The 18,925-nt window shown below is 64.2% G+C and carries 14 protein-coding genes; 9 read left to right on the top strand and 5 right to left on the bottom strand.

The annotated features are described in order from the left end of the window. Positions 1-2,634 (bottom strand): retention module-containing protein (locus tag BN1133_RS20440; protein WP_231686247.1); only part of this gene is annotated, 2,634 nt, incomplete at its 3' end. 502 nt (positions 2,635-3,136) lie between these two features. Between BN1133_RS20440 and nrfA the strand changes: the two genes are divergently transcribed. The 9 genes from nrfA (at position 3,137) to BN1133_RS07605 (ending at position 12,831) form a co-directional block, all read left to right on the top strand. Then, positions 3,137-4,552 carry an ammonia-forming nitrite reductase cytochrome c552 subunit gene (gene nrfA, locus BN1133_RS07645; RefSeq protein ID WP_082177952.1) on the top strand — a complete coding sequence of 472 codons (1,416 nt, stop codon included), beginning with the start codon at positions 3,137-3,139 and terminating at the stop codon, positions 4,550-4,552. A gap of 55 nt (positions 4,553-4,607) precedes the next feature. Beyond that, positions 4,608-5,156, top strand: coding sequence for a cytochrome c nitrite reductase pentaheme subunit (gene nrfB / locus BN1133_RS07640; protein ID WP_050665942.1), 549 nt, complete (start codon positions 4,608-4,610; stop codon positions 5,154-5,156). Then, a complete protein-coding gene (locus tag BN1133_RS07635) occupies positions 5,153-5,893 on the top strand; it encodes a 4Fe-4S dicluster domain-containing protein (protein ID WP_050665941.1) in 741 nt (246 codons plus the stop codon). Before nrfB ends, BN1133_RS07635 begins: the two co-directional genes overlap by 4 nt. After that, a complete protein-coding gene (gene nrfD, locus BN1133_RS07630) occupies positions 5,893-6,849 on the top strand; it encodes a cytochrome c nitrite reductase subunit NrfD (protein ID WP_050666010.1) in 957 nt (318 codons plus the stop codon). Before BN1133_RS07635 ends, nrfD begins: the two co-directional genes overlap by 1 nt. Before the next feature lie 68 nt (positions 6,850-6,917). Further along, positions 6,918-8,783, top strand: coding sequence for a heme lyase CcmF/NrfE family subunit (locus BN1133_RS07625; RefSeq protein ID WP_050665940.1), 1,866 nt, complete (start codon positions 6,918-6,920; stop codon positions 8,781-8,783). Then, a complete protein-coding gene (locus tag BN1133_RS07620) occupies positions 8,771-9,280 on the top strand; it encodes a DsbE family thiol:disulfide interchange protein (RefSeq protein WP_050665939.1) in 510 nt (169 codons plus the stop codon). Before BN1133_RS07625 ends, BN1133_RS07620 begins: the two co-directional genes overlap by 13 nt. Beyond that, positions 9,277-10,311, top strand: coding sequence for a cytochrome c-type biogenesis protein CcmH (locus BN1133_RS20305; RefSeq protein WP_050665938.1), 1,035 nt, complete (start codon positions 9,277-9,279; stop codon positions 10,309-10,311). Before BN1133_RS07620 ends, BN1133_RS20305 begins: the two co-directional genes overlap by 4 nt. Before the next feature lie 186 nt (positions 10,312-10,497). Then, positions 10,498-11,394: a D-alanyl-D-alanine endopeptidase gene (pbpG, locus tag BN1133_RS07610; protein ID WP_050665937.1), complete on the top strand. Its 897-nt coding sequence runs from the start codon at positions 10,498-10,500 to the stop codon at positions 11,392-11,394. A gap of 264 nt (positions 11,395-11,658) precedes the next feature. Further along, positions 11,659-12,831 carry a M28 family metallopeptidase gene (locus tag BN1133_RS07605; RefSeq protein WP_050665936.1) on the top strand — a complete coding sequence of 391 codons (1,173 nt, stop codon included), beginning with the start codon at positions 11,659-11,661 and terminating at the stop codon, positions 12,829-12,831. Positions 12,832-12,881: 50 nt separating this feature from the next. Here the strand turns inward: BN1133_RS07605 and BN1133_RS07600 are convergent, their stop codons facing one another. The 4 genes from BN1133_RS07600 to BN1133_RS07585 all read right to left on the bottom strand — a co-directional run bounded on the left by BN1133_RS07600 (position 12,882) and on the right by BN1133_RS07585 (position 18,824). Then, on the bottom strand, positions 12,882-15,257 hold the full coding sequence (locus tag BN1133_RS07600; protein WP_050665935.1) for a DNA polymerase II: 2,376 nt from the start codon (positions 15,255-15,257) through the stop codon (positions 12,882-12,884). Positions 15,258-15,304: 47 nt separating this feature from the next. After that, a complete protein-coding gene (locus BN1133_RS07595) occupies positions 15,305-16,852 on the bottom strand; it encodes an HD domain-containing phosphohydrolase (RefSeq protein ID WP_082177950.1) in 1,548 nt (515 codons plus the stop codon). Further along, on the bottom strand, positions 16,849-18,249 hold the full coding sequence (locus BN1133_RS07590; protein ID WP_050665933.1) for an HD-GYP domain-containing protein: 1,401 nt from the start codon (positions 18,247-18,249) through the stop codon (positions 16,849-16,851). Before BN1133_RS07590 ends, BN1133_RS07595 begins: the two co-directional genes overlap by 4 nt. A gap of 209 nt (positions 18,250-18,458) precedes the next feature. Further along, positions 18,459-18,824 (bottom strand): DUF2750 domain-containing protein, encoded by a 366-nt coding sequence (locus BN1133_RS07585; RefSeq protein WP_050665932.1) that lies wholly within the window; start codon positions 18,822-18,824, stop codon positions 18,459-18,461. Between the last annotated feature and the right edge of the window lie 101 nt (positions 18,825-18,925).

Below are 18,925 nucleotides of genomic sequence, written 5' to 3'. Positions count from 1 at the left end.
TTCCGTCAGGGTCAGGGAGACTGGGTCGACCTGGGGCAAGGCGCCATCGGTGATCTGGATATTGAGAGTGCCGAGGTTGCTCCTGTCCCCGTCAAAGTCGTTGCCCTGCACCTGCAACCCCAGGTTGACGCTGTTGGTGCCCACCGGCTGATCCAGCACGCCGTCGAGCTGCACATGATATTTGCCGTCCAGATCCAGGGTGACGGTCAATATGACCTTGCCACCGGCATCCAGCAGGGTAATAACGTTGCCATTGGCCTGATAGGTCGTGGGCCTGCCGCCACTGGTGAGACCGTCGAGCCCGGGTTGACTTGCCTCGAAGTTGAGGGAGACCAGGCGATCGCTGCCCACTGTGACTGGCAGCTGGCCCTCCAGGCTCTGGCCCGCCGCCCCCTCTTGCAACGTCACACCACTATCGATACCAAGAATCGGGTTAATGCCGTCGTTGATGGTGACCACCAGATCGGCGCGGGTCTCGTCCCCGTCTATCTCGTTGGCCGAGACGGAGAGCCCAAGAGAAAGTTGATCGCCTCCCTGATGATCCAGCGGGCCGTTCAGGGTGACGGTCACAGTGCCATCAACATCGCTGCCGGACTGGCTGGCGCCGAGCTCGGCCTTGAGTACCTCGACCCGCTTGCCATTGGCATTCAGGTAATAGCCGGTCAGCAGGCGATCCCCGGAAAACTCGAAGGCGAGAGCATGGCCGTCGCTGCTTATGCCGCTGCCGTTGAGGCGCGTCAGGGTATCGCCCTGATTGGTGAAGATAACGGAGTCCGCCAGCAGGGGGTCGGCCTGGTGGCCAATCACAAAGTGGCTCTGCCCCACCACGGCCCCGGCATCGGTAAAGGCATCCTCGGTCAGGGTGATGGATGGCAGGGTAAAATCGGGGGGCGTGCTGTCCACCAGATTGACGTTTAGGGTGGCGCGAACCAGATCCCCGTCGCCGTCCCGATACTCGAGGTTGAAAGGCAGGCTCAGGTTGTCCTGACCGTGATCCAGGCTCTGGCTCCAGACGATACGATAGCTGCCGTCATTGGCCAGGGTCAGGGTAAAGACGGTGACCCCGGCGGCACTGGCCGTGAGACTCTGGCCGCTGGTCTGATAGCTCAGGGGCGAGCCATGGCTGCTAAGACCCAGTCCCTCGAGGGCGCTCTGGTCGGCGGCAAACCCGACCTGCAGGTTGCCATCCTGGCCGGCGCCGGTATGCAGGGAGCCGGTGGCGCTGACGGGCCCCTTCGCCAGTTCTGCCTCGGAAAGAGTCAGGGTATCGCTCTGTCCGATAAGGGGAGCACCATCTATCACTCGGTTGCCCGCCAGGTCGGTCACCTCGGCGCGCACCTCATAGGGTCCGGCAATCCCGGAGAGATCCAAGGCCGCGAGTTGCCAGCGACCATCGCTGCCCACCAGGGCGCTGCCGCTCAAAAGCGTCTCCCCACTCTGGCCGATGAGGGTGATGGTGACGCGCTGACCGGCCTCCACCTCCGTGGTCGTCCCGCTCAGGGTGACACCGCCCTGACCCAGAATAAGCCCAGTGTCGAGATCGTCGATATCGATGCCGGCCCGGGTGTCGACGGTCACCGTCAGGGTATCGCTGGCGCGGTTGCCGGCGATGTCGACGGCATTGACCTCGAAGGTATGATTTCCATCGGCCAGAGTATTGGGCAGCTGATACTGCCAGTTGCCTGCCCCATCCACCGTCAGCACGGTGAGCACATTGCCGCCCTGGGAGAGGGTCACGGTGGCGCCGGGCTCCCCCTTGCCTTGAAAGAGTGGCGTATTGTCACGGGTCAGATCGTCGGTCTGGCTGGCGCCCGTGTCACTCTCATCACTGAGATCGAGGGTAATGGTGGTGATGGTATCGAGCAGGGTCTGGCCGAGATCGCTGGCCTGGTTGCCCGATGCATCCCGGGTCTCCGCCGCTATGGTGAGCGGGCCATCCACCAGCCTGCCGGTCAGATCGCCAAAGTTGGCCTCCCAGACCAAGCCGGGCAGCACGACCGTGGTCACCGTCAGCGCGTTGCCCGCCTGATCAGTCAGGGTCACAGTCACCGGCTGACCGACCTCTACGTCGTCCACCGTACCGCGGATGACGACTCCGGTTGCCTCGGCACCATTGATGATGTTGTCGACGGTCTGAGGCTCACGAATGGTAATGGCCGCAAAGGCATCGACGGCTCCGGCACTCTCCTGACGCTCGAGTGGGGCCCCCTCGCCGTGCGCTGTATCAAAGCCGGCCTCGGCCAGGGTGGCGTCGTTATTTCGCTCCACCAACACAAAACCACCGGGGCTGGAGCCGATGACGCCACCGGCTACTGCATCACCGGCGCCGGCCGCTGACGCCTCAAAGGCTCGAGTCGGATCGACCCCGTCGAGAATCGCACGCTGTAGCGCCTCCAGCCGGGGGTCGCTTCCCCCCGTATCACCCAGCGTCACCAACGGACTGATGGGGGCATCGGGAGTGCCTGACTCGCTCAGCTCGACCCCTTCCATTCGGGCAACCAGCAGTCGCTCTCCCGGTTGCAGCTCCATGCCGACCTGTGCGCGATGAACCGTTCCATCGGTTGCAATCACAACGCCCTGCCCCTGCTCCAACCCCATAATACGGGTCGGTTTTTCGATGAGCAGCTCTGCCATAACACTCTCCTACTCAATAGTTCATCGCGCCTGGTTCGCCCTGCTGCGGGCGTGTGCTGGTGATTATACAGACTCAGAAACATCCAACCCTTTCATTATTTCGGTCAATAAGGGCTTTTCGTTGCATTTTTACGCCATTTCCCGAGCACCCACGAAGGCAGCATTAGATCTTACAAAACAAAAACAAAACCGACCAACACTCCAACAAATCACGATTAATTGAAGGATAAACACAGGCATAACACCACCTTGCAAAGCATTCAACCATTTGGAATAACAGGTGTTTTTTTTCCAAGGCACCAAAGCCGGAGCAGAATGAAATTGTTATCTCGCTCTCACTTTTGTCAGGTATAGGCCGGCTGAGTTGATCCAGAACAAATATGACTCGAATAAATCACCATTTGATTTACTCATTCAGTAGTATCCAGCATTGAATAATTGGGATTTTTCCCATTCATAACAACAAGGTCCCCTCACAGTGCGGGGCCGTCATCTGGGAGTGATGATCGTGGGTTCACAAACCAAACAGTGGGCGCTGGCAATGAGCGCTCTGATAGCCGGGGCCATCTGGACCGGGCAAGTACATGCCAAGGTCGAAGGGCGCAACGACCTGTTCGCCAAGGATCACGCCAAGCAGTACCAATCCTGGGAGCAGACCAAGCAGAGCGAGGAGCGTGCCGACGCCCTGGCCGAGGATCCCAACCTGGTGGTGTTGTGGGCCGGCTACGGCTTCGCCAAGGATTACAATAAGCCCCGTGGCCACTACTACGCCCTGACCGACGTGCGCGAGACCCTGCGCACCGGCGCCCCCAAGAGTGTCGAAGAGGGCCCCATGCCCATGGCCTGCTGGAGCTGCAAGAGCCCGGACGTAGCCCGGGTGATCGACAGTCAGGGTGAGGACGCCTACTTCAAGGGGATGTGGGCCAAGGGTGGACCCGAGATCGTCAACACCATCGGCTGCGCCGACTGCCACGCCACCGACAGCAAGGAATTCAAAGAGGGCAAACCCGCCCTGCACCAGTCCCGCCCCTATGCCAGCCGCGCCATGGATGCCATCCATATGCCGTTTGACAAGCAGGGCCGCTTCGATCAACAGGCCCAGGTGTGCGGTCAGTGCCACGTGGAGTACTACTTCACCGGTCCGAACAAGTCGGTGAAATTCCCCTGGGATCAGGGCACCACGGCCGATGACATGGAGCGTTACTACGACCAGCTCGGCTTTGCCGACTGGGTTCACGGCCTCTCCAAGACCCCCATGCTCAAGGCCCAGCACCCGGAGTATGAGACCTGGCGCGCCGGTATTCATGGCAAGAACAACGTGGGCTGCGTCGACTGCCACATGCCCAAGGTGCGTGGCGAAGATGGCAAGCTCTACACGGATCACAAGGTAGGCAACCCCTTCGATCGCTTCGATCAGACCTGTGCCAACTGCCACACCCAGAGCAAAACCATGCTCGAAGGGGTGGTCAAGGAGCGCAAGGTGGCGGTCAACGATCTGAAGCTGAAGGTGGAGCAGCAGCTGGTCCGCGCTCACTTCGAGGCGAAAGCCGCCTGGGATGCGGGTGCCACCGAGGAGCAGATGAAGCCGATCCTCCAGGATATCCGTCACGCCCAGTGGCGCTGGGACTACTCCATTGCCTCCCATGGCGTCCATATGCACGCCCCGGATGTGGCCCTCAAGACCCTGGGCACCGCCCTGGACAAGGCTGCCGACGCCCGCACCAAACTGGCCCGACTGCTCGCCACCAAGGGGATCACCGGCGAGATCCCGCTGCCGGATATCAGCACCAAGGAGAAGGCCCAGGCCGCCCTCGGCATGAATATGAAGCAGTTCATCAGCGACAAACAGCAGTTCCTCAAGACCACTGTCCCCGCCTGGGACAAACAGGCTCAGGAAGCTGGCCTGCTCACCAAGTGAGTCGTGTATCACAGGGCCCCGCCACGCGGGGCCCCAGAGGGATGAAGAGACCATGATGAAACTGTTAACCCCCAGCCTGCTGGCGCTCACCCTGATGCTGGGTGCGCCCCTGGCACAGGCTCAAGAGAGCGAGACTCAGGGCGACCAGGCCAAGGTCGAGCTGCAGCGCAACCCTGACTACGCCTGCACCCAGTGTCACAAGAAAGAGGACGAGGCGATGCACGGCAAGCACGCCAAGGCCACCAACCCCAACAACCTGGGGCCCGTCACCTGTACCAACTGCCACGGCAAGCCCTCTCCCCGTCACCGGGAAGGGGTCAAGGATGTGATGGACTTCCAGGACAAGAGCATGCCCCTGGATCAGAAAAACGGTGTTTGCCTGAGCTGCCACGAGCCCAAGCCCCTGCGCGAGGCCTTCTGGGCCCACGATGTGCACGCCACCAAGCTCGCCTGTACCAACTGCCACGAGCTGCATGTGGCCAAGGAGCCCATGGTCGGCATCGACAGCAAGGCCCGCATCGGCCTGTGCGTCGACTGTCACGGCAAGCAACACGCCGCCAAGTTGGCCAACGAGGCCGAGGCGAGTGGCAAGGAGGCCCCATGAGTTGCTCCCGTCGCGGTTTTCTGGCCGGCGCGGGAGCCGGTGCCCTCATCATGATGACGGGCCCGGTCAACTCCCTTGCCGCCAGCATGACCATAGATGGCAAGCGCCTTGGCATGCTCCATGACGAGACGGCCTGCATCGGCTGCACCGCCTGCATGGATGCCTGCCGCGAGGTGAACAAGGTGCCCGAGGGGGTGTCGCGCCTGCAGATAGTGCGCAGCGGCCCCATCGGGACCTTCCCCGAGGCGCGTTACCACTTCTATCGCCACTCCTGCCAGCACTGTGAGAACGCCCCCTGCGTCCACGTCTGCCCGACCGGGGCCTCCCATGTGGATCCGGACACCGGCATCGTCGATGTAGATGCCGATCTCTGTGTCGGCTGCCAATACTGCATCGCAGCCTGCCCCTACCGGGTGCGCTTCATCAACCCCCAAACCCGGGTGGCCGACAAGTGCGATTTTTGCCGCCACACCAACCTGGCTCAAGGCAAGCTGCCCGCCTGCGTCGAGGCGTGCCCGACCAAGGCACTCACCTTCGGGGATCTCGACGATCCGGCGAGCGAGCTCAACCGCGCGCTGCGCCGCCTGCCCACCTACCGGGCCAAGAGTCATCTGGGCACAGAGCCCAAGATGTACCGGGTGCCGGCCCTGGGCAGCGGTGAGGAGCTGGAGATTGGTCGCGACGGCGTGCCTACCGGCTATGTGAACGGTGCCATCAATGGGGAGGTGAAGTCATGATGCTGCCCGCAGACTCGTTCCATTTCCCCTCTCTGGTGTGGGACTGGCCCATCGCCATCTACCTGTTCCTGCTCGGGATCTCGGCCGGCAGCGTCACCTTCGCCGTGCTGCTAAAGCAGAAGGTGCTGGGGGATAAGGCCTCCCAAAGCGGCGTGCTCAAGGCAACCGCCATCCTGGGGCCCGCCTCCGTCGTCTTGGGGCTGCTAATCCTTATCTTCCACCTGAGCCGCCCCTGGACCTTCTGGAAGCTGATGTTCCACTACCAGTTCGATTCGGTCATGTCGATGGGGGTGATGCTGTTCCAGGTCTATATGGCGGTGCTCTTCGTCTGGCTCGGCGGCGTCTTCGCCAGTGAGCTGGCGTGGCTGCGCGAGCGCCTCTTGCCGGGGCGCTTTGGCTGGGTCGATGGCCTGCTGGCCAGGATCCCGGGATTTGACAAGATCGTCGAACCCCTGCTGCTGCTGCTCGCCGTGCTGCTGGGAGCCTACACCGGCTTTCTGCTCTCGGCCCTCAAGAGCTACCCCATGCTCAACAACCCTGTGCTGCCGGTGCTGTTTCTGGTCTCGGGTCTGAGCTCCGGCGTCGCCAGCTGCATCCTGGTCTCGACCACCCTGTTCAAGACCCGGGCGCACAGTGACGAGGTCCAGTTCCTGCACCGCTTCGAGACGCCTCTGGTTCTCATCGAGGCGCTGCTGCTGCTCTGCTTCTTCACCGGCCTCTGGTTCGGTGACGGGCAGAAGATGGTGGCCCTCATCAGCGCCATCGGCGGTGGCTTCTGGTCCCAGGTGTTCTGGTTTGGCGTGGTGGGAGTGGGCCTGATCGCGCCCCTGCTGCTCGGCCGCCTGCTTCCGGGTCACGGCCGTGGTAAGCTGCTGCTCATCTGCGGCTGCAGCCTGACCGGGATCTTGCTGCTGCGCTATTTCATCCTCTATGCCGGCCAGATGACCGTCGCCTGATGGCACTGCCTGCAATAACTCCGGGGAGTGTTGACCACTCCCCGCTTTCGTTTCAAGGGAGGGGCTAGATGCTGCCCGAACTGGCTCTGATGGCCCTCTTGCTCACCCCTCTGATCGCCTGCTGGCAGGGGCTGCTCCCCTGGCTGCCGCAGGGGCTGGGGGCCCGGCGTCTGGCCCGCCCCCTGGCATGGAGCCAGGTCGTGCTGGTGGGCCTCGCTCTGCTGCTGCTTGCCCATGCCTTCCAGAGCGATGACTTCACCCTCCTCTATGTGGCCCAGCACAGCAACAGCCGGCTCCCCCTCCCCTTCAAGCTTGCCGCAGTGTGGGGCGGCCATGAGGGATCCCTGCTCTTCTTCCTGTTTGCCCTGTGCCTGTGGAACGCACGCCTCGGCCACCTGGCCCAATCGCTCGCCACCCGGGCCCGCGCCCAGAGCGTGATGGGCTGGCTTATCGTCCTGCTCTCCGTCTATCTGTTGACCGAGAGCAACCCCTTCGTGCGCCTCTTCCCGCCCCCCTTCGAGGGGCGCGATCTCAACCCCATGCTGCAAGATGTCGCCCTCATCCTTCACCCCCCCTTGCTCTATCTGGGCTATGTGGGCTTTGCCGCCAGCTTCGCCCTGGGGATCACGGCCCTGTGGGAGCGGCGCCTCGACGGGGCCCTGGTGCGCGCCTGGCGACCGCTCGCCCGCGCGGCCTGGGGTTGGCTCACCGCCGGTATCGTACTGGGGGCCTGGTGGGCCTATCACGAGCTCGGCTGGGGAGGCTGGTGGTTCTGGGACCCGGTAGAGAACGCTTCTCTGCTTCCCTGGCTGTTTGGCACCGCCCTGCTCCATGCCCTGGCCGCCTTCGAGCGGCGCGGCCTGTTTGGCCAGGGGGTCTTGCTGCTGGCCCTGCTCACCTTCGTCATGAGCCTGCTCGGCACCTTCATGGTGCGGGCCGGGGTGATGAGCTCGGTCCACGCCTTCGCCATCGACACCAACCGTGGTGAGCGCCTGCTGCTCCTGCTCGGAGCCGTGGCCTTGTGTGCCCTGCTGCTCTATGGCTGGCGCGGTCAACTCGATGTCCGGCGGGCTCACTTCAGCCTGCTCTCTCGCGAAAGTGCCCTCGCCTGCGCCCTGGCACTGCCCCTGCTGGGGGCTGCGGTGGTATTGATTGGCACCTTCTATCCGCTCATTCATCCCCTCATCGCCCACGGGGCCATTTCGGTGGGCCCCCCCTACTTCAACGCCCTCTTCGTGCCCCTGGTGCTGCTGGCCCTGCTCGGTCTCATCCTGCTGCCCTGGCTCGGCTGGCAGCAAAGCCGGCTGCCCCGGGCCCCCTGGCTCTGGCTGCTGCTGGCCCTGCCGCCGACCCTCTGGCTCAATCAGGGGAGCGCTCTGCTGCCCGGGATGGCGACTCTGCTCGCCCTCTGGCTCTCGCTCACCTGCCTGCACGCCCTCTGGCGCGACGGGCTGCGCAGCGCCCACCTGGCTCACCTGGCGCTGGCCCTGGTGGTGCTGGCTGCCAGCCAGCTGGCCGGCCATACCCGGGAGCGGGGCCTGTTGCTGGCGCCGGGGCAGAGCGCCACCCTGGGTCAATATCGGGTGCGTCTCGATGCCATCACCCCTGAGCTCGGACCCAACTACAGCGCCGAGCGCTATCATCTGACCGCCTTCAAGGAGGGCAAAACCCTGGGCCGACTCTTCCCGGAGCGGCGCCACTACAGCGTGCGGACCATGCAGATGAACGAGGTGGGACTGCTGCGTCTCCCCTCGGGAGATCTCTACGCCGTGCCCGGTGACAAGCAGGGAAACCGTATCGCCCTGCGCCTGGCCTATAAACCCGGGGCCAGCTGGCTCTGGCTGGGAGGCGTTCTGCTCGCCCTGGCGGGCCTGCTGCCCCTCGGTCGTCATTTTCACCGCAAGCGCAACCAGGAGGCATCATGTCCCGTCTGATCCGCTGGCTCCCCCTGCTGCTCGGCCTCGGTCTACTGCTGCTGCTCTGGCACGCCCTCACCCCCGCCCAGGTGGACGATGAGGCCGGACTAAACCGCCCCCTGCCCGAGCTCACCCTGACCACCCTGGAGGGGCAACGCCTCTCCACTGCACAGCTGCTCGGCCGCCCCTTCCTGCTCAACGTCTGGGCCAGCTGGTGCGCCAACTGCCGCAGCGAACACCCCCTGCTGCTGGAGATAGGCCAGAGCCTGCCCATCCTTGGGATCAGTTACCGGGACAAACCGGCCGCCGCGCGCGCCTGGCTCGAGAGCGCCGGCAATCCCTATCAGCTGGTGCTCGACGATGGCGACGGCGCCCTCGGGCTGGCCCTCGGGGTGGTCGGTACGCCGGAGAGCTGGCTGGTGAGCGCCGACGGGCGCCTGCTGGCCCGCCACCGGGGCGTCTTGACCAAAGAAGCGTGGCAGCGCCGCTTCCTCCCGCTGCTGGAGAGACCATGAGAAGCCTGCTGCTTGCCCTCTGTCTGATCCCGTCCCTGCTGTGGGCCGCCGACGAGTTTTCTTTTGCCAATGCGGCCCAGGCCGAGCGGGCCGAGGCCCTGGCCAGGAGCCTGCGCTGCCCGGCCTGCCAGAACCAGAACCTGGTGGAGTCCAACTCGCCCCTGGCGCAAGATCTGCGCCTCGAGGTCTACCAGCGGGTCGCCGCGGGGCAGAGCGACGAGGCGGTGCGCGACGCGCTGGTCGAGCGCTACGGCGAGTTTGTCACCTACCGCCCCCCCTTGCGCCTCTCGACCCTGCTGCTGTGGGGACTGCCGCCCCTGCTGCTGGCCCTGTGCGGCCTCTGGCTCGCCACCGGGCGGCCTCCCCGACAGCCTTCGACCCTGAGCGAGGAGCAGGCCACTTTGCATGCACAGTGGCAGGCGAGCGCTCCCGAAGCGGTGGCCCCCCGCCCCCTCGCCCCCTGGCTTACCCCGTTGATCCTGCTCTCCAGCCTGGGGCTCGCCGCGCTCGGCTATCAGGCCCTGGGTCAGTTCGAGCCGTGGCGCCACTGGCAGGCCAACCCGGATCCCCTGCAGGGTCTCGAGGCCGGCGCCCTCAAGGAGGCCGCCGGAGCCAGGCTGCAGGAGCGCCTTCGCCAACAGCCGCGCGACAAGGATGCCTGGGCCGAGCTGGCCCAGTGGCTGCTCTATCAGAATCGCTTCGACGATGCCCTGTGGGCCTATGACCGACTGGCCCAGCTGGAGGGAGAGCAGAGCGCCGCCACCCGGGCCGCCCGGGCCACCGTGCTCTACTACCGGGCCGGCCAGCGCATGACGCCCCAGGCCGAGCAGGAGCTTAATCAAGCCCTGGGCCAGGACCCGGGGGAGGTGACCGCCCTGATGCTCAAGGCGTCGGATCACTTCTTGAACGGTCGCTACCGGGAGGCGGCTCATCTGTGGCAGCGACTGCTCGACGAGGGGCGTCCCCGCCTGGATCGGGAGGCGGTAACCCGCGCCCTGCAGACGGCCCGCCTCCTCGGAGGAGCCGGCTGAATGCAAATTAGGGTATGCGCCCCCGGCGCCGCCATGGCAGAATGCGGCGCCCGTCGGGCTACAGATGCCGTGGATGACACAAATTTCATGATTCCCTTCCCTGGCAAGGGATAAAGGATTGTGCTGCGTCAAAGGCCGACATATAACTAATCAGGATCCCCTTCGACTCGTGCGGTACACCAGATCATGATGAAGCGCCACCTCACCTCACTGCTGCTGGGTCTGGCCCTGTTGCCGATGGCAACCGTGCCGGCTCTGGCCAATCCCTTCTCTGCCGGCCAGAGTCATCCTCAGCACGGCTCGATTTCGGGTATGAACTCCGATGCCTTTGTCATCGCCAACCACAGAACCGGTGAGGTACTGAGCGAGCGCAACGCCAATCGGGTCATGCCGATTGCCTCTATCACCAAGCTGATGACCGCCATGGTGGTGCTCGACTCAGGACTTCGCCTCAACGAGACCCTCACCGTCACCCAGGCCGACATCGACCGCCTCAAGGGTACCGGCTCTCGTCTGGCCATCGGCTCGCGCTTGAGCCGTGCCCAGATGCTGCATATCGCCCTGATGGCCTCGGAAAACCGCGCCGCCTCCGCCCTGGCTCGCCACTATCCCGGCGGTCAGCGCGCCTTCGTCGAGGCGATGAATGCCAAAGCCCGCATGCTCGGCATGTGGGATACCCACTTCTACGACAGCACGGGGCTGACCCCGCGCAACGTCTCCACCGCCCACGATCTGGCCAAGATGGTGGCCGCCGCCGCCAGCTATCCCCTGATCCGCCAATACTCCACCGACGATCAGAGCCTGGTGCGCACCAACAAGACCCAGCTCCACTACCGTAACTCCAACCGTCTGGTGCGCGAGGGTGTGTGGGATGTGAACGTCTCCAAAACCGGTTACATCCGCGAGGCGGGCCGCTGTCTGGTGATGGAGACCCGGGTGCAGCGCGAGCCCGTCATCATGGTGCTGCTCAACGCCGATACCACGGATCAACGGGTCGCCGACGCCAAGCGTATCAAGACCTGGCTGGAGGGATCCGGTCGCACCACCCTCGCCGCCAACCCGTTTCGGACCGCCAATCAATAAACCCCTCGAGTGAAGCCCCAATCGGGGCTTCTCTCTTTACCCCCATTTGAGCATACCCCCCATTCGGGTTGGTGGATGATTTGACCACCCCCTGCGGTATCGACAGAGGATTGTCGTGCCATCCTCTCGGCGCATCTCCTCTCCCTCCCTCACGTCCCCCGCCATGCCGACACATCGTCGGCAGAGACAAAATCCTCACATGGGTCTCACCCATCCCGGGGCGCGTCTAGACTGGCTGCGACTCTCACCCATCAAGGAGCTGTTATGAAACGGATGCTTCCCCTGTTGCTGTTACCCCTGGCCATTCAGGCCGCCGAGCCGGTCTGGATCACGGTCGGCTCGGATGCCGGCCCCGAACTCAGGCGCGTGGGGGCCGAGGTCGCGCCCCTGTTCAGCGCCAAGGGGAGTGCCATCCAGCTGGCCCGGGTCGAGCCCGGCCAGCTGGCCGCCCTCTCCACCCTGATGCACGAGGAGCACGCCCGCTGCGGCGGCTACATGGTACACGCCAGCCTGGCCGATGCCCTGCAGGCCATGGCCCAGCCCCAGACCCTGGCGGGCTTCACCGCTCCTCCCCTCGCGCGCGGTGACAGCGTGCGCCGGGTGTTGCCGAACCTGGATCAGGGGCAGATCGCCGGCACCATCGGCAAACTCTCGAGCTGGCGTAACCGCTACTACACCACCACCACAGGGGTGCAGTCCGCCGACTGGGTCGCCCAGCAATGGCAGGGGCTCACCGGTACCCTGCCCTGGGCCAGGGTCAGCCGGGTCAAGCACAGCGGCTACCCCCAGCAGTCCGTGGTACTCACTCTCACGGGGAGCAAGTACCCGGACGAGGTGGTGGTGCTCGGCGGTCATCTCGACTCTACCGCCGGCTACGCCCCCAACAGCCAGACCCTGGCACCGGGCGCCGACGACGATGCCTCCGGCATCGCCACCCTGACCGAGGTGCTGCGGGTGCTGGCGAGCCAGGGTCGTCAGCCCGAGCGCACCCTGCAGTTTATCGGCTATGCGGCAGAAGAGGTGGGGCTGCGCGGCTCCAAGGATATCGCCGGCCGCTACAAGAGTGCCGGCACCCGGGTGCTGGCGGCGCTGCAGCTCGACATGACCAACTATCAGGGGTCGGCCGAGGACATCGTCTTCATGACCGACTACACCGACAGCCAGCTCAATGCCTATCTGGCCAGCCTCATCGACGCCTACCTGCCGGCCATCACCTATGGCTACGACAGCTGCGGCTACGGCTGCTCGGATCACGCCTCCTGGCACAATCAGGGCTACCCGGCGGCCATGCCGTTCGAATCACGCTTTAACGACTACAACCCCAAGATCCACACCCGCTACGACACCCTGCAAAACTCCGACAGCCAGGCGGGCCACGCCCTGAAGTTCGCCCAGCTGGCGGCAAGTTTCGCCGTCGAGATGGGACGTATCGACTGACCCGCCAGACCACAGCAAGAGGGCCCGTGAGGGCCCTCTTGCTGTGCAGATCAGAACAGATCGAGCTGCTGACCGCAGATGTGATCAAACGAGGCCCCGACGAAGGGAAGGATGGCGTCGGCGATGGGGCGCAGCTGCTTGTCCACGTAATGCTCGTAGTCGATGGCACTGCGCCGGTATTCGAGTGGCTCTGGGCCACTCACCGTCATGACGTAGGCGATGGTGCCGCGATGCTGGTAGCGCAGGGGCAAGCCGCGGCGGCGGTTCTCGTCGTCGGCCAGACGCGCGGCGCGCACGTGGGGCGGCACGTTCTTCTGATACTCCTCGAGCTGCTGGCGCAGCCGCTTGCGATAGACCAGCTGGTCGTCGCGCTCCCCCTTGCGGGTGGCATCCACCGCCTGGCGCACGAAATCGCTCGGATCCTGGTCGTGAAACACCAGATTGAAGAGCTCGGACTGAAACTCCTTGGCCAGGGCCGTCCAGTCGGTGCGTACCGTCTCGAGCCCCTTGAACACCAGGTGCTCCCCCTCCCCTTCGCCCACCAGACCCGCATAGCGCTTCTTGCTCCCCTTCTCGAGGCCGCGGATGGTTGGCATCAGGAAGCGCCGGTAGTGGGTCTCGTACTGGATCTCGAGGGCGCTCTCGAGATCAAACTCGGCGCGGATCTTCTCCCGCCAGCGGTGGTTGATATGCTCCGCCAGAGAGCGGCCGATGGCGTCGGCCTCCTCGCCGCTCACCGCCTTGCCCAGGTGTACGAAGGTCGAGTCGGTGTCGCCGTAGATGACCTGATACCCCTTTGCCTCGATCCACTCACGGGTGGTCTGCATGATGCCGTGACCGCGCAGGGTAATGGAGCTCGCCAGGCGCGGATCGTAGAAGCGGCAGCCCCCCGAGCCGAGCACCCCGTAGAAGGAGTTCATGATGATCTTGATGGCCTGGGAGAGAGGCTGGTTGCCCGCCTCCTTGGCCCGATCGCGCGCCTGCCACAGCCCCTCGATAAGGCCCGGCAGGAAGTGGCGTTCGCGGGAGAAGAGGGCACCGCGAAAGCCGGGAATGGCGTGTTCGGGAGTGCGCAGCCCCTCCACCAGCCCCATGGGGTCGATGCAGAAGGTGCGGATGATGCTCGGGTAGAGGCTCTTGAAGTCGAGCACCAGCACGTGGCGATAGAGGCCGGGGGCCGAGTCCATCACGTAACCCCCCGGGCTCGCCAATCCCCCCTCGCGGGGGAGATTCGGGGCCACGTAGCCGCCCCGATGCAAACGCGGCAGATAGAGGTTGGTGAAGGCCGCCACCGAGCCGCCGATGCGATCGAGCTCGAGGCCGGTGAGGGCCGCCCGCTCCACCGCGAAGGCAATGAGATCGCAGTGCGCGAAGATCTCGTGCACCAGGCGGCAATCCTCCAGGTTGTAGCGAGCCAGCGCCCCCTTGTCGGAATGGAACAGCTCGGTGATCTTCTGGCCCCGGTTGGCCACATCCTCGATCTCCTTGCCGCGGCCTAGCAGCTCGCCTGCCACCGCATCCAGACTAAAACTGGGGAACTGCCAGGTGGCACTCTTGAGGGTGTCGACCCCGTCCAGCACCATGCGTCCGGGCAGGGTCACGTTGCCGCTCTGGGGATCCTGGCGCGAGGCACGCCAGAAGGCGAGCTCTCGGCCGCGCCCGAGGCGCAGTCGACGCTTGTGGAGATCGGCGCGGCGCAGCAGCAGTCGAAAATCGAAGTTGACCACGTTCCAACCCATCACCAGATCCGGATCGAAGCGCTGGAACCAGCGCTCCAGGGCCGCCAGCAGGGCCGGCTCATCGGCCACCCACTCCACCGGTGTCCCCATCTCCTCGGGCTCGCCAATCATGATGACCCGCTCGTCCATGGGGCTAGAGAGCCCCACCGAGAAGAGGGCCCCGTCCATGGCACACTCCACATCGAGCGACACCCAGGAGAGGGTCGGCGCCACCTCGGCCGGGGCGCAGCGCCCGTCACTGATCTGCCAGAGACCGCCACGCCGGCTTGAATGCCCCTGAAACCTCACGCCAGCGGTGATGAAGCGCTCCATCAGGTAGCGCTCGGGCAGGCGGATGTCCGCCTCGAAGTGTTCGGTGCCCTTGATGAGCAGCAGCTCTACCGCCTTGTGAAAGGCCGCCAGGGTGGGAAAGTAGAGGCCGGCGACGGGTCGGCCATCGAAGGTCTGCATCGGCAGGCGGCGGGCGCGCCCGCGAACCCCGTGGGCGCGAAACAGGGCCATGGCTTCGTCTATCTGATCGGCAGGCACGAAGAAGAGGGGCTCCTGGCCCGGGATCACCAACCGCACCGGCCCCTGTGGACTCCACAGCCAGAGGATGATCTCGGTTTGCCCACCGTGATCGCGGGCATGGCGGGTCAGAATGAAACCTTCGCTCGGGGCGACAGGCGAAGAGAGGGGCTCGCTCATGGGCGCATTGTACGTTTGTACAGTGCTTTTGGACAAGTCACCCGCGCTCAGAGCAGCTGCGGGACGAACTCTCCTCGATCCAGGATCCGTACGCAGGCATCCACCACCTCGGGATCGAGGCGGCTACCCCGTATCCGCAGGATCTCCCGGCGCGCCTCCACGATGCCGAGGGCGGCGCGATAGGGGCGATCCGATGACATGGACTCGACAATATCGGCCACCGTCAGGATGCGTGCCTCAAGCAAGATAGCCTCCCCCGCCAGAGCGCGCGGGTAACCCGAGCCGTCCAGATACTCATGGTGCTGATAGATGATCTCGGCGATGGGCCAGGGAAAGGCGACCCCTTTCAAAATGTCATGGGCGGTCTTGGGATGTTGTTTGACCAGCTCATACTCCAGCGCGGTCAGCGAGCCCGGCTTGTTCAATATCTCGATGGGGATCTGGATCTTGCCCAGATCGTGAACAATGCCTGCCAGATAGAGGCCCCGCAGCCGGTTGGCGCTCAGCCCCAATTCCATACCGATCCGCAGGGAGAGCTCGGCCACATGTTGTTGATGACCGGCCGTGTAGGGGTCGCGCTGCTCCAGGGTGGCGGCGATCGCCTCCAGGGCATCGGCCAGCGCCTTCTCCTGAGCGAGAGCCTGCGCCGCATGGGTGCGCAGGGTGCTCTGGTACGCCTCCCGGGTCCAGAGAGCCTCGAGGCCGAAGACCAGGTTGTCGGCCAGCTCCCCAAAGAGGGCTATCTCCTGTTCGCCAAAGGCGTGAGGGATATCGGCATAGAGGGCCAGCGCCCCCTTGCGCCCGTCACTGCAGAGCAGCGGCAAGGCCAGCGCCGAGCCCAGACCAAAACGCTCGGCTCGCCGGCGCCAAAAGGTCCCGTGCTGGCTGCGAACAAGATCCGGCTCGTTGACATTGCGCTCCTCGCGCAGGCAGCGACCTATAGGTCCCTGCCCTACGGGCACATCATCCCAGGTCAGTGCGACACCCTCGAGGTAACCGCGCGCCTCACCAGCTTGGGCCGCCAGCGCCACAGGATGATCTTCACCCTGCTCGAGCCAGGCGACCAGGGCCAGACGATAGCGATCTTGCAATACCAGGGCCTCGCACACCCCCCGCAGCAAGCCCTCGACACTCTGGGCGGTGACCAGGGCCCGGTTACAGCGACTGCTCGCCTCCATGGCCCACACTTTTCGCCTCAGCTCCGGCTCTCCTTGCTCGCTCTGGGGGGAGTCGATGGCGAGCCCCATCCCCATGACGGCCCCCTGCTCGTCATAGAGAGGGTATTTGGTGAGCCGCGCCTGGGGCTCTCCCTCCCCACCAGAGTATGCGCGCCTCAGAGTGACGGTCTCGCCCCCCCCCATGACCCGTTCGTCCCCCTCCAGCCAGCTGACGGGCAACAGCTCGTCGAGCCGCCTGCCGACGATGCTATCGATCGGTAGCGACAGCTCTGCGGCCAGCATCTTGCTGCAACCCAGAATCCGCTGTTGCTTGTCGGTGACCAAAAGGCGAGCCGGTAATTTCGCGATCAATCCCGTCAGGAGCGTGGGAGCAACCAGGGGCGATAGCTCCTCTCGACCAAGCATCTCTTTCGTCATTTTTCCCCTCCCTCCGGCAGCCGATAGCCGGATCCGAGGATGGCTGCCGCCGCCTCGACCACCCGGGCATCGAACCAGAGGCCGCTATAACGGCGCAATTCGGCCAGTACAGCGTTCGTATCGTACTGGTGGCGAAACGGGCGATGAGAGAGCATCGCCTCTACGGTGTCGGCGACCCGAAGAATACGGGCCTCCAGCATGATGGCCTCCCCTTTGAGTCCCTGTGGATAGCCGCTGCCATCGAGGTTCTCATGGTGTTGCAGCACCATCTGCGCGATAGGGGCATGCAGAGGAAGTGTCTTGAGCAACTCGAAGCCATCCCGGGCATGCTGCTTGACGAACTCAAACTCGAGCGGCGTCAGGCGCCGGGGACGAACCAGGATCTCGGCGGGAACCCGAACAAGCCCCACATCGTGCACCATGGCAGCCAGCGCGATCTCCCGGCACTTGGAGGAGGATAATCCCAACCGGTCGGCAATACGCGAGGCAAGATCCATCACCCTCACTTCATGCTCACGGGTATTGCTGTCTCTGTGGGCCATCCCCAGAGAGAGGGCCGTCATCACCGACTCCAGCAGCTCATCTTGCTCCCATAAGGTCTTTCCGGGGAGATGAACAAGCGCCCCCACCAGCCCGGCTCGACCTAACGAGTCGGGCACGGCCCCTTTGCAACACAGGATGTCTCCTCTGCCGGCCATATCGAAGCGCTCCCGGTAGGAGCCACCCGTTTGGAGCAGTCGCTGATCCCGAAGGTGCATCTGCTCTCCCCCCTCACCCGGCCACCAGCTCGTGGGGCCCAATGCGAGATGGTCTGCCAGATTGATCCCCAGCAACTCGGTGAAGGGAGCATTACCCCATACCAGATGACCATTGCTGTCCTGGGTAAAGAGAGGCAGAGGAAGTGCCATCAGCAGAAGAGGATTCGAGAGAGGAGAGAGGGTATGCGCTCGCAGCTGCGCCAACTCTTCACGCTCGCCCAGCAAGGCAATACTCCGGGCCAGGTTGGGCAAGAGAGGAGAGAGCCTGGCCGACCAATCGGGATGGGGCCCCTCCCCCAGCAGAAAGAGCAAGAGGAGATCCTCGGTGGGCGCCAGAGCAAAATAGGCGGCCTGCTCTCCCCACTCGGGCCAAAGCTGTGCCACCAACCCAGTGACGACGGTGGACTCCAGCGCCATGAGCCCCCCCTTGTGCAAGGGAGCCGAGGGGATGGTGCAGAGCCGCCGATAACGCCCCTCTTCCCTCGCCAACCCGACGGCGGCCAGTGCCCCGGTGTGATGGCAGATGCGCACCATGGTGCTCTCGAGCAGGGGCAGGCGTCCTTGCTCACGGCTTATGGTCTGTGCCAGATCCCATAGCACCCGCCATTGCAACTGATCCCACTGATCTGAGTGGCTCAATTCCACCTCCCTGTTTCATGCCCTCTTCTTCACAGAAGCGGCCCTGACCGGCTCGTGGCGAGCCTTTTCCCAAACCCTGAGAATACTCCATTGGGGCCGTCAGCACGACAGAGGAATACTGACAAGCCTCACAAATAGGGTGCCGCCCCCCAAAAAGAACACCCCGCGAGGTCATCGCGGGGTGTGGATAGCAGAGACAAGAGGAGAGATCAGGCCTCATCCACCTCGACCAGCACCTTGGCCAGCTCAATCGGCTCGACCTCGGCCCCTTCCAGATCGCTATTCCAGTTGGGGCCAATCAGCACCTCGTCCTCATCCAGATCGTTGACCCAGACATCGAGGAACTCTTCCAGATCGATGGCATCCGGCTCATAGTCGGCCCACTCTTCGGCACAGTGCAGGCGTGCATCGGACTCGTTGGACCAGAGCGGCATCACATCGGCGTCTTCAAATTCGGCCGATTGGCAGACCACCCAGTCCTCACCGTAACGCAGCCCCCACAACTGGCCCGATTCGCGGACCTCTTCGACAAACAGCTGGAAATTGGCGTCAAGGTTATCAGTTAACTTGCTCATTGGGCTCTCTCTTGCACTGTGCGCGGGCCAGGGTGGCCATCTGGGGCAAATGGTCGCCCAAAACCCCAGTGGACTCAAGGGATTCGCGGAAAAAAGCCCGC

Source organism: Aeromonas schubertii, from assembly GCF_000820105.1.
Classification (GTDB): Bacteria; Pseudomonadota; Gammaproteobacteria; order Enterobacterales; family Aeromonadaceae; genus Aeromonas; species Aeromonas schubertii.
The sequence above is the reverse complement of the archived record's forward strand: the minus strand, read 5'-3'. Positions and strand labels throughout refer to the sequence as shown.

Bases quoted from the DNA above. Each gene is read 5' to 3' on its own strand.
- nrfB (WP_050665942.1), top strand. From the start codon at position 4,608: ATGAAACTGTTAACCCCCAGCCTGCTGGCGCTCACCCTGATGCTGGGT.
- pbpG (WP_050665937.1), top strand. From the start codon at position 10,498: ATGATGAAGCGCCACCTCACCTCACTGCTGCTGGGTCTGGCCCTGTTG.
- BN1133_RS07595 (WP_082177950.1), bottom strand. From the start codon at position 16,852: ATGACGAAAGAGATGCTTGGTCGAGAGGAGCTATCGCCCCTGGTTGCT.
- BN1133_RS07625 (WP_050665940.1), top strand. From the start codon at position 6,918: ATGCTGCCCGAACTGGCTCTGATGGCCCTCTTGCTCACCCCTCTGATC.
- BN1133_RS20305 (WP_050665938.1), top strand. From the start codon at position 9,277: ATGAGAAGCCTGCTGCTTGCCCTCTGTCTGATCCCGTCCCTGCTGTGG.
- BN1133_RS07585 (WP_050665932.1), bottom strand. From the start codon at position 18,824: ATGAGCAAGTTAACTGATAACCTTGACGCCAATTTCCAGCTGTTTGTC.
- nrfA (WP_082177952.1), top strand. From the start codon at position 3,137: ATGATCGTGGGTTCACAAACCAAACAGTGGGCGCTGGCAATGAGCGCT.
- BN1133_RS07635 (WP_050665941.1), top strand. From the start codon at position 5,153: ATGAGTTGCTCCCGTCGCGGTTTTCTGGCCGGCGCGGGAGCCGGTGCC.
- nrfD (WP_050666010.1), top strand. From the start codon at position 5,893: ATGCTGCCCGCAGACTCGTTCCATTTCCCCTCTCTGGTGTGGGACTGG.
- BN1133_RS07605 (WP_050665936.1), top strand. From the start codon at position 11,659: ATGAAACGGATGCTTCCCCTGTTGCTGTTACCCCTGGCCATTCAGGCC.
- BN1133_RS07600 (WP_050665935.1), bottom strand. From the start codon at position 15,257: ATGAGCGAGCCCCTCTCTTCGCCTGTCGCCCCGAGCGAAGGTTTCATT.
- BN1133_RS07620 (WP_050665939.1), top strand. From the start codon at position 8,771: ATGTCCCGTCTGATCCGCTGGCTCCCCCTGCTGCTCGGCCTCGGTCTA.